At 58.9% G+C, this 13666-nt stretch carries 21 protein-coding genes; 14 read left to right on the top strand and 7 right to left on the bottom strand.

Translation table 11 applies throughout. The annotated features are described in order from the left end of the window. Positions 1-106 precede the first annotated feature (106 nt). The 5 genes from BLW24_RS20655 (at position 107) to BLW24_RS20675 (ending at position 3890) form a co-directional block, all read left to right on the top strand. Positions 107-1186, top strand: coding sequence for a patatin-like phospholipase family protein (locus BLW24_RS20655; protein ID WP_090387815.1), 1080 nt, complete (start codon positions 107-109; stop codon positions 1184-1186). Positions 1187-1234: 48 nt separating this feature from the next. Further along, entirely contained in the window at positions 1235-2074 is an 840-nt protein-coding gene (locus BLW24_RS20660) for a hypothetical protein (RefSeq protein WP_090386512.1), read from the top strand. 189 nt (positions 2075-2263) lie between these two features. Beyond that, the gene (locus BLW24_RS20665; RefSeq protein WP_090386514.1) at positions 2264-2539 is read left to right on the top strand and encodes a hypothetical protein; all 276 of its coding nucleotides are present in this window, start codon (positions 2264-2266) and stop codon (positions 2537-2539) included. A gap of 162 nt (positions 2540-2701) precedes the next feature. After that, entirely contained in the window at positions 2702-3676 is a 975-nt protein-coding gene (locus tag BLW24_RS20670) for a GlxA family transcriptional regulator (RefSeq protein WP_139272722.1), read from the top strand. A 22-nt stretch (positions 3677-3698) separates the two neighbouring features. Further along, entirely contained in the window at positions 3699-3890 is a 192-nt protein-coding gene (locus BLW24_RS20675) for a DUF1272 domain-containing protein (protein ID WP_090386518.1), read from the top strand. Positions 3891-3920: 30 nt separating this feature from the next. Here BLW24_RS20675 and BLW24_RS20680 read toward each other — a convergent pair whose 3' ends face one another. Next, positions 3921-4304: a hypothetical protein gene (locus tag BLW24_RS20680; protein ID WP_090386520.1), complete on the bottom strand. Its 384-nt coding sequence runs from the start codon at positions 4302-4304 to the stop codon at positions 3921-3923. A 187-nt stretch (positions 4305-4491) separates the two neighbouring features. Between BLW24_RS20680 and BLW24_RS20685 the strand changes: the two genes are divergently transcribed. After that, the gene (locus BLW24_RS20685; protein ID WP_090386523.1) at positions 4492-4950 is read left to right on the top strand and encodes a hypothetical protein; all 459 of its coding nucleotides are present in this window, start codon (positions 4492-4494) and stop codon (positions 4948-4950) included. Between the two features lie 59 nt (positions 4951-5009). Here BLW24_RS20685 and BLW24_RS20690 read toward each other — a convergent pair whose 3' ends face one another. After that, complete coding sequence (locus BLW24_RS20690; RefSeq protein WP_090386525.1) at positions 5010-5564, bottom strand: pesticin C-terminus-like muramidase; 555 nt, start codon at positions 5562-5564, stop codon at positions 5010-5012. A gap of 194 nt (positions 5565-5758) precedes the next feature. On the opposite strand from BLW24_RS20690, the gene BLW24_RS20695 reads away from it, so the two are divergent. The 4 genes from BLW24_RS20695 (at position 5759) to BLW24_RS20710 (ending at position 8128) form a co-directional block, all read left to right on the top strand. Continuing rightward, complete coding sequence (locus tag BLW24_RS20695) at positions 5759-6112, top strand: transcriptional regulator (RefSeq protein WP_090387816.1); 354 nt, start codon at positions 5759-5761, stop codon at positions 6110-6112. A 79-nt stretch (positions 6113-6191) separates the two neighbouring features. Then, positions 6192-6854: a DUF2589 domain-containing protein gene (locus BLW24_RS20700; protein ID WP_090386527.1), complete on the top strand. Its 663-nt coding sequence runs from the start codon at positions 6192-6194 to the stop codon at positions 6852-6854. 60 nt (positions 6855-6914) lie between these two features. Further along, positions 6915-7487 carry a DUF2589 domain-containing protein gene (locus BLW24_RS20705; RefSeq protein WP_090386529.1) on the top strand — a complete coding sequence of 191 codons (573 nt, stop codon included), beginning with the start codon at positions 6915-6917 and terminating at the stop codon, positions 7485-7487. Positions 7488-7567: 80 nt separating this feature from the next. Then, positions 7568-8128 (top strand): hypothetical protein, encoded by a 561-nt coding sequence (locus BLW24_RS20710; protein ID WP_139272723.1) that lies wholly within the window; start codon positions 7568-7570, stop codon positions 8126-8128. On the opposite strand, the gene BLW24_RS25760 is transcribed toward BLW24_RS20710, so the two are convergent. Then, entirely contained in the window at positions 8052-8435 is a 384-nt protein-coding gene (locus BLW24_RS25760; protein WP_139272724.1) for a hypothetical protein, read from the bottom strand. The two genes, BLW24_RS20710 and BLW24_RS25760, sit on opposite strands and share 77 nt — an antisense overlap. A 143-nt stretch (positions 8436-8578) precedes the next feature. Between BLW24_RS25760 and BLW24_RS20720 the strand changes: the two genes are divergently transcribed. Then, positions 8579-8794, top strand: coding sequence for a DUF2970 domain-containing protein (locus BLW24_RS20720; RefSeq protein ID WP_090386535.1), 216 nt, complete (start codon positions 8579-8581; stop codon positions 8792-8794). Position 8795: 1 nt separating this feature from the next. On the opposite strand, the gene BLW24_RS20725 is transcribed toward BLW24_RS20720, so the two are convergent. Beyond that, positions 8796-9797 (bottom strand): ABC transporter substrate-binding protein, encoded by a 1002-nt coding sequence (locus tag BLW24_RS20725; protein ID WP_244161223.1) that lies wholly within the window; start codon positions 9795-9797, stop codon positions 8796-8798. 258 nt (positions 9798-10055) lie between these two features. On the opposite strand from BLW24_RS20725, the gene pnuC reads away from it, so the two are divergent. Both pnuC and BLW24_RS20735 read left to right on the top strand, forming a co-directional pair. Then, positions 10056-10622 (top strand): nicotinamide riboside transporter PnuC, encoded by a 567-nt coding sequence (pnuC, locus tag BLW24_RS20730; protein WP_090386538.1) that lies wholly within the window; start codon positions 10056-10058, stop codon positions 10620-10622. After that, positions 10619-11170: an AAA family ATPase gene (locus tag BLW24_RS20735; protein ID WP_090386540.1), complete on the top strand. Its 552-nt coding sequence runs from the start codon at positions 10619-10621 to the stop codon at positions 11168-11170. Before pnuC ends, BLW24_RS20735 begins: the two co-directional genes overlap by 4 nt. Here the strand turns inward: BLW24_RS20735 and BLW24_RS26695 are convergent. From BLW24_RS26695 to BLW24_RS26075, 3 genes are read right to left on the bottom strand one after another with little or no spacing between them, the layout of a single operon-like run. Then, positions 11138-11317 (bottom strand): DUF3429 domain-containing protein, encoded by a 180-nt coding sequence (locus BLW24_RS26695; protein ID WP_477742878.1) that lies wholly within the window; start codon positions 11315-11317, stop codon positions 11138-11140. The genes BLW24_RS20735 and BLW24_RS26695 overlap by 33 nt on opposite strands. Then, positions 11242-11604 (bottom strand): DUF3429 family protein, encoded by a 363-nt coding sequence (locus BLW24_RS27420; protein WP_477742879.1) that lies wholly within the window; start codon positions 11602-11604, stop codon positions 11242-11244. Before BLW24_RS27420 ends, BLW24_RS26695 begins: the two co-directional genes overlap by 76 nt. A gap of 25 nt (positions 11605-11629) precedes the next feature. After that, on the bottom strand, positions 11630-11767 hold the full coding sequence (locus BLW24_RS26075; RefSeq protein ID WP_167360420.1) for a hypothetical protein: 138 nt from the start codon (positions 11765-11767) through the stop codon (positions 11630-11632). Between BLW24_RS26075 and BLW24_RS20745 the strand changes: the two genes are divergently transcribed. Continuing rightward, the gene (locus tag BLW24_RS20745; RefSeq protein WP_090386542.1) at positions 11766-13640 is read left to right on the top strand and encodes a di-heme-cytochrome C peroxidase; all 1875 of its coding nucleotides are present in this window, start codon (positions 11766-11768) and stop codon (positions 13638-13640) included. The two genes, BLW24_RS26075 and BLW24_RS20745, sit on opposite strands and share 2 nt — an antisense overlap. The last annotated feature ends 26 nt before the right edge of the window (positions 13641-13666 follow it).

The following is a 13666-nucleotide window of genomic DNA, read 5'->3' on the forward strand; positions in this document are numbered from 1 at the left end:
AAACGCTGACTTATCCAAATCCGTGCACCCATCATTCACATGCTGAAGTCGCTTGGCCTAGCAACTCGGCGCTCTATAATCGCTGCCTTGCGTGATGGAGGCCAGCATGAGTGCGATATTAATCAAGTCCCCTGCCTTGACGATCAAGGCCGGTAAACGCGCCCTCGCGCGGATTCGCGAGCACGGCTTGCAGCCAGCCGACGTCGGCATTCTGCCAGGCGCGGCAGGCGGCCCGAAGGCGTTGGGGATTCAGGGGCTGGATCTGGCGCTGTTTGGCGACTGGTTGCAGCGCGCACCGCGCGAGCGTTCGCTGATTGGTGCGTCCATCGGTTCCTGGCGTTTCGCCAGCGCCTGTTTGCCAGATGCGGCAGCTGGCCTGCGCCGCCTCGGCGAGCTGTATACCTCGCAGCGCTTTGCCAAAGGCGTGAGCATGGCGCAGGTGTCGAGTAGCTGCAGTTTGATGCTCGACCAGCTGCTGGGCAACGACAGCGATAGCATCCTCAGCAACCCGCATTACCGCTTGAATATCGTTGTGGTGAAAAGCCATGGCCTGCTGCAGCACGATCATCGCGGCGCCCTCGGCCTGGGCCTGTCGTCGGTAATTGGCAGCAACCTGCTGGGCCGCCCGCGCCTGGCCAAGCATTTCGAACGGGTGATTCTGCACGACGCTCGCCTGGCTCCGCCGCTGGGCGCGCTCAGCGACTTTCCCTCGCGCTACCTGCAGCTCGATAGTGGCAACCTACGTCATGCACTGCTGGCCTCGGGCTCCATCCCAATGATCATGCAAGGCGTGCGTGATATTCCCGGTGCCGGCCCCGGAACTTATCGCGATGGCGGTCTGCTCGACTACCACCTCGACTTGCCGTACAGCGGCGACGATATCGTGCTCTACCCGCACTTCACCGACAAGGTCATCCCAGGCTGGTTCGACAAGGGCATGCCCTGGCGCCGCGGTGATGGCGGACGCCTACAGGATGTGTTACTGCTGGCGCCCTCACGGGACTACCTGGCGCGCCTGCCCCATGGCAAACTCCCCGACCGCAAGGACTTCAGTCGTTATCTGGGCGATGATGCCGGCCGCGAGCGCTATTGGCGCACGGCCATGAGCGAAAGCCAGCGGCTTGGCGACGAGTTTCTCGAACTGGTCGACAGCGGCTGCCTCGGCGAACGTCTGCAACCCCTTTAACGACAACAGCCGACCGAACACCAAGCAACATCACCAAGGATGGGCAGGATGAAACTCGCAGTCGCCATTATCCACGGCATCGGCACGCAGCCCGACCTGCGTAACGACGAAGGCCAGCACGTCTTCGCCCACAGCCTGATCGCCGGATTACGTCAACGCCTCGGCGCCGAGGCCGATCAGGTGGCCTTTCAGACCCTGCACTGGGCCAGCGTGCTGGACAAGCGGCAACTGGCTTTTCTCGACAAACTGCGCGACCAGCCCGTGCGCTGGCGCTGGTTACGCCGTATCGTCACGCTGTTTCTCGGTGATGCCAGTGGCTATCGCAAAGTCAGCCAGGCATACGACACCACCTATGAAGAAGTCCATCAGTGCCTGCGCAGCGGCCTCAACGCCTTGCGTGCCAAGGTCGATGCCGATACGCCGCTGGTGGTGCTGGCGCACTCACTGGGCGGGCATATCTTCTCCAATTTCGTCTGGGATCAGCAGCGCATCAATAGCGCGGAGGAATGCCCGCTGGACCCCTTTCTGGCCTTGGAAACCCTGAGCGGTCTGATCACCTTCGGCTGCAATATCCCGCTGTTTACCTTTGCCTATGACCCGGTCGTGCCGATCCGCTTTCCCGGCCACTGCCTGACGGAGGCGGTGACCGAGCAGGCGCGCTGGCTAAATCTCTACGCTCCCGCAGACCCGCTGGGTTATCCGCTGCGCCCATTACCCAATTACGCCGCCGTGGTCGCCGAAGATCGCGCCATGCCAGTGGGCCCCTGGTACAAGCGCCATACCCCGTTGAGCCACTTGGGCTATTGGGATGACCGAGGCTTTCAGCGTTATATCGCTCGTTATCTGCAGCAGTTACTGGCGGTCTGCAAAGGCTCAGAGAAGGCCTAACCACCCTCTTCCTCGCCCAATTTCTCGGCTTGCACGATTAAAACTGTGATTTATCGGACAATTTCGTGCATTTCTTCGCCAGCATGTGACTTGGCGGTCAGCTTCGGTCATCAACGCATATGACTGGCAAGCGTGAATCTTCCGTTTGCTCCTTTGTGTATTTGGGATCACCTCGGAGAAACCGACCCCATGAACGCACCGCTGCGTTTTAACGAAGCTTTGCTGATTGCCGACCGCGCCTTTCAACCTTTCCAATGCGTCGCCTGGGCCCCGCAAGATGGCACTGGCAACCTCAGCCTCAGCCTCAGTGTGATCGACCGTACCAGCACTCGCCTGCTCGGCCGCACGCAACTGTCCAGCACCATCTACAGCGATCCAGTGCAATTTGCCGACGTGCTCAAGCAGTCCCGTGAGCAGCTCAGTCAGCAAGGTTTCACCCTGGAGCCATGGAGCATGCCGGAGTAATCGGCTGTTGCAACAAGGGCTCTGAGCTGCCGACTGGCCCCTCTTGTCAGAGCCCTTCTCTCCTTCCATTTCGCCATTCTGGCGACGCTCTAATGGCAATATCTGTGGGTTTTACTCGTTAAGCGCAGACTGCATCCATCGCTTATCGAGACGCCGCCATGGATGCTCCACGTACCATTGCATGTCATGAGCCTGGACTTGACTGGCCCATTGCAGGTGTTTGCCTCCGCCAATGACGAACGCCAGCGTCAGGGCCTGCCCGCCGCTTATCGCCTGCTGGTGCTCGGCCAGCAGGCGGTGGCAATGCCTACCTCCGCCGGTTTTCAGCTGGTTGCCGAACAGGCTTGGAGCGCCGTAGACCCTGCGCATATCGATACCTTGCTGGTTCCCGGTGGCCAGGGGGAAAAGGCGCAGCGCCAGAACCCTGAGCTACTGGTCTGGCTGCGCGGCGCCACATCGCAGATCAGGCGCGTGGGCTCGGTCTGTTCCGGTGCGCTTATTCTCGCTGCCGCCGGCCTGCTCGATGGCCGCCGCGTCACCACGCACTGGGCCGATCTCGACTGCCTGCGTCAAGAACATCCTCAGGTAGAGATCAGTGACGACTGCCTGCACACCTATAACCCACAAGACCCCGCCGGTAATGGCCATATATTCACCTCGGCGGGCGTAACCGCAGGAATTGATCTGGCGCTGGCCCTGGTCGAAGCCGATCTCGGTCGTCCGCTTTCCTTGGCCGTGGCCAAACGTCTGGTGCTGTTTCTACGCCGCCCCGGCGGGCAAGCGCAGTTCAGTGCGCTGCTGACTCCGGAACCGAGCCGAGTGCCACGCCTGGCCAGCCTGCTGGAATGGATACCGCTGCACCTGCATGAGGACCTGTCGTTGGCTGCGCTGGCCGCGCAAGCCAATATGACGCCGCGCACTTTATCGAGAATCTTTAATCAGGAGTTGGGCATGGGTCCAGGTCGCTATGTGGAAATTGTACGTCTGGAAGCCGCACGCAGCCTGCTGCAGAACGCCCAGGCATCGATCAGTACGGTGGCATGTTTGAGCGGCTTCAACCACCCGGAAAATCTGCGCCGCACCTTTCACAAGCACCTGGGTGTCAGCCCTCAGGAATATGCCGAGCGATTCGCTTAAACCGCACAATCAGGAGACCAACATGCTGGAGTTACGTGCCCAATGCGAGTGCTGTAACCATGCCCTTGCGGCTGACAGCCAGGACGCATTTATCTGCTCATACGAATGCACATTTTGCCGCGACTGCGTCGACAGCACATTGCATGGGCGTTGTCCGAACTGCAGCGGAGAATTGCTGCAGCGACCACGACGCATCGTTGCCGAGGCGAAATAGAAAGCGCTCCAGAGGAGCGCTTAGCCAGCTTCAGTTTGGCTCTAGCAATGAGCGAAAACGCGAGTCACTGCGCGTCGGCGTCAGGGTATACAGCTGCTCCTTCTTGTCGACCCAGGTGTACAGCTTGTACTCCTTGTCACTGTCGCCGCAGTGCTTGCCCAGGCCGTAGACCGTTAAATGGCTGGGGCTATTGCCGTAGGTGAAAAACATCGAACAGGTGCGATTGCGCCCCTTGTCGCGCCAGGTGTAGTGGCGCACTGCTTGCTGGCCGATGTACAGGGCATCGCCGTCAACTGTCAGATTGCCGCGATCAAGACGATCAAAAAGGAAGTTCATCGCCTCGATTTCAAAACCGTCATGGTTGAAGTCGTCCAGGTTGCCTGCAAGCGTGATGGCTGGATTCAGAGTGGGCATATCAGGTCTCTCCTTGTGAAATAGCTGCCAATTGGCAGACCTATCTCAGCGCCCTGCCACCCTCCGCTGCAGCAGGAAATACTTCCGCAGCGATCTGGCGGTCAACCGTAATGGGCAGTATTTCCTGCTGAACAGCTGCCAGTGACCCGGGCACCTTGCAAGCTCCACTACCCATCGGAGCTTGATCATGTTGATACGTAACCTGTCTTTCCTGCTGATCCTGGCCAGCAGCTTGAGCCATGCCATGAGCACAGAAAACCTGCCTGAAAACACCCTCAAAGCCTATGGTCAGTCCCTAGCTAGCGGGGCTGGAAGCAGCCAATGGCAACAGCTTTGGCAGCGCACCCGAGCCGCGGGTTATTTCAACCAGGACGGTGCGCAAGCACGCTTTACGCTGCCCATGAAGGAGATTCCCGAGCTGGTCAGCAGCACCCTGAGTGACGCCCACAGTGTGCAGCCAGACAAAGGCACACAGGCGCTGTACCGCCGCGACTTTGCTCCACGTGTGGTTGGCACTGAAGGTCCACAGCCGCTGACAGCGATCTGCTTGAAAGTGGATTGGCGCAGCCTGCCCGATCACACGCAGGTGACCGATAGTGCCCAAATGCGCAGTGTCAGCCTGCTGCTGGCCCAGCCCTGCCAGTAATCATTACCCCTGCAATTAACGCCATAACTGCCCAGCCTTACGGCTGGGCAGTGTGCTGCTCAGGACATTGCCTGGGACAGCAGTTCGGCTTCCTGACACCGCCGACTGGTGTAGCGACCGCCAAAGTTCAGCAGATTGCTATGGGCGGCACTCCAGTCATGCGCCACCACCTGTTTCCAGAAATTAGGGGTGCGCGAAGCAAGATCACCGTACTGAAAGGCCACTGAGGCGATCACGGTCTGCATCTGCGCTGGCAACTGGGCAAAATCGCCGCCGCCGGACTTGGCATAACTCGCCGCCAGACGATTGATAAAGGGCTCCTTGTACGCCTCATCAATCTGCTCTGCCTCTGCCGCTGTGATATTCAGCGGCTGCGTGGCCAGCTGCGTTACTGCCGCCTGCCCAGTCAGGCCAAGGTAGGGACGTAAACGCTCAAGCAAGGTATCCGGCAGATCCAGCGCCTGCAGATCAGCCAGCTTGCGCTGCCCGAGGTCAAACCCCGTTGCAATGGTGACCCCGCTGCGGCTATTGCCGGCGTCGGGAACATAACCCTTGGTCGCCGGTCCGCCTTCCAGGTTGGCGATAAAACTGAAGTAAATCGAGTAGTGAGACATGGTCAATCCTCCGTTGATGGGGATTGGCAGTCGATCACCGGCCGCAAATACATATCAGCTTGAAGCATTTCCCAGCGCATTCAGGGGGGATATTTCCTGCTGAAAAAACAACCCGTCCCATTCCTAGCATCCTTGGCAGTCCACGAGACAACAAGGAGGACCCCAAGGACGAGAATGACCTACAACAGGTCGACATCAAGCTATTGCCCCACTCACTGCAGGAACTGATCGAGTGTATCGGTCTGGAAAGCGCATACCGATTGACCTGCGCCTTCGGTGGCCGCCCCAAATACATTCCCAAATACCCTGCCCGCTCTTCGCTAGCCCTGCTCCTGCCGCCGCAAGCGCTGGGCGCTCTGATCGAGCGTTACGCCGGAATCGCTATCGAGATCCCCAAAGCCGACCACTTCTGTCGACAGATACGCAACCTGCAGATCGTCCAGCAAAGCTCGGATGGTTTGTCACGCAGCGCCCTGGCTGACAAATACGGTTTGAGCCTGCGCCAGATCGGCAACATCCGCCGTCAAGAGCATGAAACTCATAGGTAAGTAGTTCCTGCTGAACCTCAACTGCGAGGCTCCATAGCCTGAGACTGCGCATTTCGCGCATACGATAAGGAGATTGACTATGTCCCAGATTGATACCGGCCTGATCGGTTCCGTAATCAACGCATTGCCACTTGACCGCATGATTTCAGGGCCATTGCAGGCCATGATCACGGCTCAGGTGCAGGCGAGCAAAGCCTATGCCGACTTCCTGATGGCGGTGTGCATCAAGGATGGTAAAGCGGTGTCCGTACAGTTCGACTACGACGAAACCCTGGTCGACGAAAACGGCGTGTACAAGGGCACCGTAACCAAGAAGATGCGCATCCCGCTGCTGGCGGCCATCAGCCACCCCAACATCACCATCGAAGAAGGCTCCATCGACTTCGAACTGACCATCAGCCAGCAGGCTGAGGACACCAGCGAAACTGCTGGTGAGGGCAGCTTCGAAGCCAAACTCGGCTGGGGGCCGCTCAGTGTCACGGTGAAGGGCTCGGTCAGCCACAAGTCGACCCAGACGCGCAAAACCGACACCCGTGCACGTTATGCCATCAGCACCAAGATTGCCCGTCAGGACCCACCTGAAGCACTGATGCGGGTGATCGACTTCCTCACTGACGCGGCGACCAAGCCGGTGCTGCTGCCGGCGCAGAAAGCCACGGCGGCAACTGATCCGCTGCCCACTGACGCCGTACTGGAATCGCCGAAGCCTGCTCCGGCCAAAGGCGGCACTACCCCTCCGTAACAGCCACCTGACCCCGCTTCGGCGGGGTCTTCCTTAGATCAGTAAGCGAGGAGTTCACCCATGGCACTGTTTTCCAACAAGAAAGAACCGATGAGCGCCAGTGATTTGAGCCACATCACCCGCGGTCTGCACCAGGCCGCAGCGGCGACCCACAACCTGGTTGCCCAGCAGTACATCAAGTTGTTCGATCAGTTTTTTGACTACAACCCGGACGACCTCGGCACGCCCATGAAGGCGAAGATGGTGGAAGTTGGCCTGGATGAGCAACACACCATGAACATTCCACTGATCGCCCTGGTCGCACCGCGCGGTCTGGGGTTGGAAAGCATGAAAGTCGATCTCTCCGTCAAGATGCACGGCACCGAACTCGAAAAAGCCAGCCACGCCTTGGAAAACGGCGAACTGCATAGCGAACGGTTCTTTGTCACCTTCGGCCGTGAAAAGCGCCAGGGGCAGGAGCGTGACCCGGATGAAATAACCATCAGCATGGAATTCAAGGCCTGCGAGCCTCCGGAGGCCGTGCATAGACTGATCGAGGAATACACCAACCTGATCAGTCCAATTCGTATGGCCAAACCCTCACCCGCCGTGATTGAAAGCGAGCCTGCAGCGCCTCAACCTGGCACGCCCTGATCATGCACAGCGTGGCGATAAGCCTGGTGTACAGCCTTAGTGCGATAGCCTGGTTGCTGTTCTGGCGTCGCAGTCTCGCGATGCCAGCCCTGCTGCAGCGCTATCCGCTGTTGCTTGGCGGCGCACTGGTGCAGTTGGTCGGCGCCGCGCTGGTGCTACATCCTGATACATCGGCAGGCAAGGAGTTTGAAGCCGTGCTGTTCGATGTGCTGCATGCCCGCGCTGACCTCGTGCTATCCGCCTCAGCCAGTATTCTGGTGGTCGCCACAGTGGTCTACGGCATGCAACAGCAATCGCCACCGCCACAGACCTTTATCCGCCTGATGTCTTACGCCATGGTGGCGCTATTGGGTTTTATGCTGCCGATAGTCTGGATACCGCACACTCAGACCGAGTGGATGCGCCTTTTGCGGCATATACAGACAGCTGCCTTCATCTGGGGCCTGCTACTGGTCTGCGCAGGCTTGACAACCTTGCTCGAAGACCTGATGCGTAACGAAAACAGCGCCGTAACCAGCGGCCACGGCACCGAACCCTTAGTCGGAGCCCAGGGTCATGTTCCGGTCACCGCTGCTGGCGCTGATTCTCCAGCGCTGGCCCAGAGCGTAGCCCCCCCCCCAATCCGCCGAAGAACGCCATAAACACACCGCCGGCCAGCAGCACCCATAGCTCACTGGTTGCGACAGGATCAGTGGCCGCAGCGCGGATCATCCACAGGCCCATCAACGACAGGCACAGACCGACACTGACGCCCAGTAATGTGCGCAGCCAGCTGCTGTGATGACCTTGATGTTTCTGGATCAGCTCCAGCAGCTCCTCGATATCCTCCGGCTGTACGCCAGTGTTCGCGTCATCGACCAATTCCACTGCACCAAATACCAGGCGCATACGGATAGCCTTATCCAGCCAACCCTGCTCGCGGGTGTTGATAACTACCGACTTGCTCATGATGAAACCCCTTGCTAGGTATGGAATCTCAGCCTAGGGGTCGGTACTCAAGCAACTTCAGCAGGAGTCGTTTCCACGGCAAACATCCTGCTTCCGGCTAGGCTTTACTGAGCAAGCAGTCAGTCTGAGTAATGGAGAAACACATGAGCGAAGAGGAAAACAAACCGCTGACGCTATGGGAGATGTTGCAAAGCGTGCTGAGTGCAGCGATCGGCGTGCAAAGCGGAAAAAACCGTAGCCGTGACTTCTCACGCGGAAAGCCCAGCCACTTCATCATTCTCGGCGCATTGTTCACGGTCGTGTTTGTGCTGGTGATCTTCGGCATCGTCAAACTGGTGCTGCACCTGGCAGGCGTCTGACTTACGGCAACAACGGTTTGATGGAGAAGCCGTAGTCCTTGATCTGCGGATGGTACACCGCGCTGAACTGGCGAAAATCCAGACCATAGCCGGGCACCTTGAGGCGCTGTTTCAAGTAAGCAGCCTGTTTGGCATCCAGCAGGCTGAACAACTGATCAACCCGATCCTTACCGCCGCGTGCGGCAAAATCCAGCCCGGCATGGTAGTCATGCAGCATTACCATGGCCCAGCCACCGAGGGTGAAATGTCCACCAACCAGGACGCAAAGCTTGCCGTCTATGCGCGCCTGCAGTACCTCATCTGAATTATTCAGCGCCGACAGGTAAATATCCTTCCCTGGCTGCCTGCCTAGCTTCTCTGCGGCCTGCATAACTCCCAATGCCATTTCATCATTAGCCGACCACACCAGCTGCACTTCGGGATGGCGCGGTAGCATCAACTGCGCTTGCTCATAAGCGCGCTGACGTTTCCACTCGCCCTGCAGCATCTGCTGCAGTTTGATCTCAGGGTGTTCGCGCAAGGCGCGGTGCAAGCCATCTTCGCGCAGTCTGGAAGACGGTGTTAACCGAACACCAGCAAACGCCAGCAGGCTACCCGGTTTACCTTTCAGCTTGGCGATCAAGGCTTTCGCCATCCAGTAACCGGCTTGCTCGTCATTGGGAATCAGGCTGCCTATCCAGTTACGGTACTGCCCACGCGAGCCACCAATTATCTGCTGCTGTTCTGGCGTTAAGGTGCTATGCAGGGAAAACAGCTTGATCGGACTATCGGCAAACAGCCTGAGCAACTCCGGCGCGGTATACATCTCGTTGACGAATATCAGGTAGTCCGGCTGCTTATCGCGGGCTAATACGCTGCGGGCTTTTTCGAGCAACTGGGGCGGGTTGCGCTCGCCATAGATAACTTCCAGCTGCATGCCCAAGTCGTCGGCCGCGGCCTGCATAAAATCGCTGTAGCCCACCCAGAATGGCTCGTCGGAAAAGCCCGGATTGAGAAATACCACCGATACCGGTGCCTTAGCTGCAACCCGCGGGTTTTCGGCAAGGGCCTGGGCTATCAGGCCAAACGTCAATAAGCATACTGCGCTAATAGCAATTAAAAGGGACCTGAACACGGCATGCCTCCTGAGGGGGCGCAGAGTATATTGGCAAAGCCATAGCAATCAGTCATCCAGTGCGAGAGGCGTGGCTGTGCAACCAAGACGACGCTCAGCGCAATCGTTACAATCGCCGCCACTCTTGCCCTCGTTCATCGGTGTCCTATGTCGCCTCTGGAAATCATCGCTTCAGCCCTTGGTGTATGGGCCGTCTGGCTAACCGTGCGGCAAAACCGCTGGTGCTGGCCGCTGGGTTTGCTGATGGTGCTGATGTACGCCTGGATCTTCTATGACGGCAAACTGTACTCAAACATGCTGCTGCAAGGCGTGTATGCGGTATTGCAGGGCTACGGCTGGTGGCAATGGACGCGTGGCGGCAGCAGCCACAGTGGCGTGCAGGTCAACCGACTTAGCCCGCAAGGCATATCGATCAGCTTAGCAATAGGTGCCGTTGGCACAGTTATTCTCGGTTACCTGATGGCCACCTTCACCGACGCTGCCGCGCCCTGGCAGGATGCAGCACTGAGTGCCTTCAGCCTGGTCGCCCAGGTCTGGATGGCGCAGAAACGCGTTGAATGCTGGCCACTCTGGATAGTTCTCGACCTGCTCTTCGTGGTGCTGTTTGTACAACAGGGCCTGTATCCGACTGCAGCACTCTATGGGCTGTTTACCCTGCTGGCGGTCAATGGCTGGCTAACCTGGCGACGTGATCGCGCGCTGGTCAGCGCATGAAGGTACTGGTACTCACGGGCCCTGAATCCAGTGGCAAAAGCTGGCTGGCCGAGCATATTCAGGCGACTTTTGGTGGGTTGCTGGTTGGCGAGTACGTGCGGCATTTTATCGAGCGTGAGCAGCGCGATACCTGCTACGCCGACATCAGCGCGATTGCCCAGGGCCAACTGGCCTGGGAAGACCAGGCCAGAGCGGCGCGCCCCGAGCTGCTGATTCTCGATACTCATCTGCTGAGCAATATGCTCTGGAGTCAGCAGCTGTTTGGTGATTGCCCCGCCTGGATTGAGCAAGCCTTACTCGAGCGCGATTACCACCTGCATCTGCTACTAAACCCAGTGGGTGTGCCCTGGGTCGAGGATGGTCAGCGTTGCCAGCCAGAACTGGCCCAGCGCCTCACGTTCTACCAACAGTGCGAGCACTGGTTGCGGCTCCACCGACAACCGTTGCAGTGCATTCAGGGCGACTGGGCGCAGCGCCGTGAGCAGACGCTGACGACAGTGGCGCATTGGCTCAATTCAACGCAGCAGCACACTGGCCCAGGCCAGTAGCAGGCTCAGGCAGACGATAATCGTCAGCGGCCGGCGCAGGCTGGGATACCACTGCGGCGCCAGGCCCAGTTTCACCGCCCGCAAGTCGGCGGCATACAACCCACCAAACGCCAGCAAACACAGAGGCAAAGCCAGGCTGGTGGGCATGCCGCCACTGATTGCCAGCCACCCCAGCAATGGCGGCACCACAGATAAGCCCAGCTGAATCTGCGCCGGCTCACCGGCATTTTCCGCGCGCATGGCCAGCCCCCAGTGAATAGCCCCATAAAGGCCAGGATCACCGCGGCATAGTCCAGCAAGGCCGCCAGAACCACCACCCGCCAACCCTCTGGCGTCACCCAGATGCCCAATGCCCCGGTGACGAAAGGCACCAGCCCGGCATAGCCCAGTAATAACGCCAATTTAGGCGGTTGCGATGCGTCGAATGGATGCATGAACTCACTCCAGCGGATTAATTCGTCATAAACCGCACTGTAAAACCATCTTCGGACCTAAAAGAAGACTATTTCCTGGATTTCGTAGTAATGGCTGCTTGCCATCGGCTGCGGCAATAGGCATAAAACCAACAAATAAAAAACACCACAAGGAAGTATCCATGCGCATTCTCCGTCGAGCCCTGTATGGGCTTCTTTTGTTGTTGGTGGTAGGGCTGCTGGTCGCCCTGTACTTCATCGCCAACCCCAACCTTCCGATCTATCAGCAGCCCGACAAACTACACTACCTTGATCAATGGTCCGCAGAAGAACGCCAGACCTACTACTACACCCCTCAGGGTACCCAGGTGAAAGGTCTGCGTTATGAATGGTTCAGCGCGCTGGAGCTGCCATTCAGCAGCAGCAAGTTCGCCACCCCGGATTACCTTGCGCGTTTCGGTTTCCTCGTCGACCCCGCCCAACAGCCCACGCAGCTGAACCCCGGCAACCTGCCTGTCGGCTTTGCCCGCCATGCTGATGCGGAAAGTGGCGAGCATTTCCTGGATATCAGCTGCGCCGCCTGCCACACCGGCGAGCTGCGCTATAAGGGCCAGGCCGTGCGCATCGACGGCGGCGCGGCGCTGCATTCGCTGGCGTCCACCGTACCCACAGTGCGTGGCGGCAGTTTTGGCCAAGCGCTCGGCATGAGTATGGCCTTCACCTATTACAACCCGCTGAAATTCCGCCGCTTCGCCAAACAGGTGCTCGGTGATGAATACACCAGCCAAAAGGCGCAACTGCGGCGCGACTTCAAGGTGGTGCTCGACCGCCTGCTCGGCACCGCTTTCAATGATTGGCACCGGGGTCTTTATCCAACAGAAGAAGGTTTTGGCCGTACCGATGCGTTCGGCCGAATTGCCAACAGCGTGTTCGGTGATGCGATAGACCCGAGCAACTACCGAGTCGCCGATGCGCCAGTGAGCTATCCGCAGGTCTGGGATATCTGGAAATTCGACTGGGTCCAGTGGAACGGCTCAGCCATGCAGCCCATGGCCCGCAACGTTGGCGAAGCGCTGGGCGTTGGTGCCACGCTGCGCCTGCTGAATACCGACGGCCACCCGGTTGCCGAAGCCGAGCGCTATACCTCAAGCGTACGTCTGCGTGACCTGTTCACCCTGGAAGAAACCCTCAAGCAACTGCAGCCGCCCACCTGGCCGGAAGAGGTGTTCGGCAAGGTCAATCTGCCGCTGGCCAGCCGTGGCCGCGCGTTATTTACCGAGAACTGTGCCTACTGCCATGCGCCTGACCCGAAGAAACCGGATGAGCGTTTTGCCCCCGCTCGCGATCCCGAGTGGCGCGTGCGCGTGGTACCGACCTCCATCGTCGGCACCGACCCGACCACAGCGGACAATATCGCCGACCACCGCTTCGATATCAGTAAACTGGGCTGGACCAAGGCCGAGCTGAGCAAGCTGGATGTGCGCCTGTTTGGCGCCACGCTGGACGATATCGACATGCGCAGTATCTCCAGCGCCAAGGCCCTGGCCTATGTCACCGCCTATGTGGAAAACCGCGCCTATCAGGATGCTGGCATTTCCGAGCGTGAACGCTGGCGCATGGACGGTTTCGGCCTGCCGATTGGCGTGCAGGAAAAGCGCGGCTACAAGGCGCGTCCGCTGGATGGCATCTGGGCCACCCCACCATTCCTGCATAACGGGTCGGTGCCAACCCTATTCCAGCTACTCTCGCCGGTTTCTGAGCGGGAAACCCAGTTCTGGGTAGGCAATTTCGAGTTCAACCCGAAACAGATTGGCTACAACAGCGAAAAATTCACCGGTGGTTTCCACTTCGATACCCAGGTTACCGGCAACAGCAATCGCGGCCATGAATTCCGCGCGGGATGCCGTGAAGACGGCGTAATCGGCCGGGCCCTGCAACCGGAAGAACGCTGGGCGCTGATCGAGTACCTCAAGGTTCTCGGTAATCCCACGCTGGAGCAGCAACTACAGCCTGTGGCCGCCAAAGAGTGGACGCTGGGCCCGTCTTGCCAGAACTGAAGCGCACGTGGCGTGTGACCGCACAC

This window comes from Pseudomonas anguilliseptica, from assembly GCF_900105355.1.
GTDB classification, from domain to species: domain Bacteria; phylum Pseudomonadota; class Gammaproteobacteria; order Pseudomonadales; family Pseudomonadaceae; genus Aquipseudomonas; species Aquipseudomonas anguilliseptica.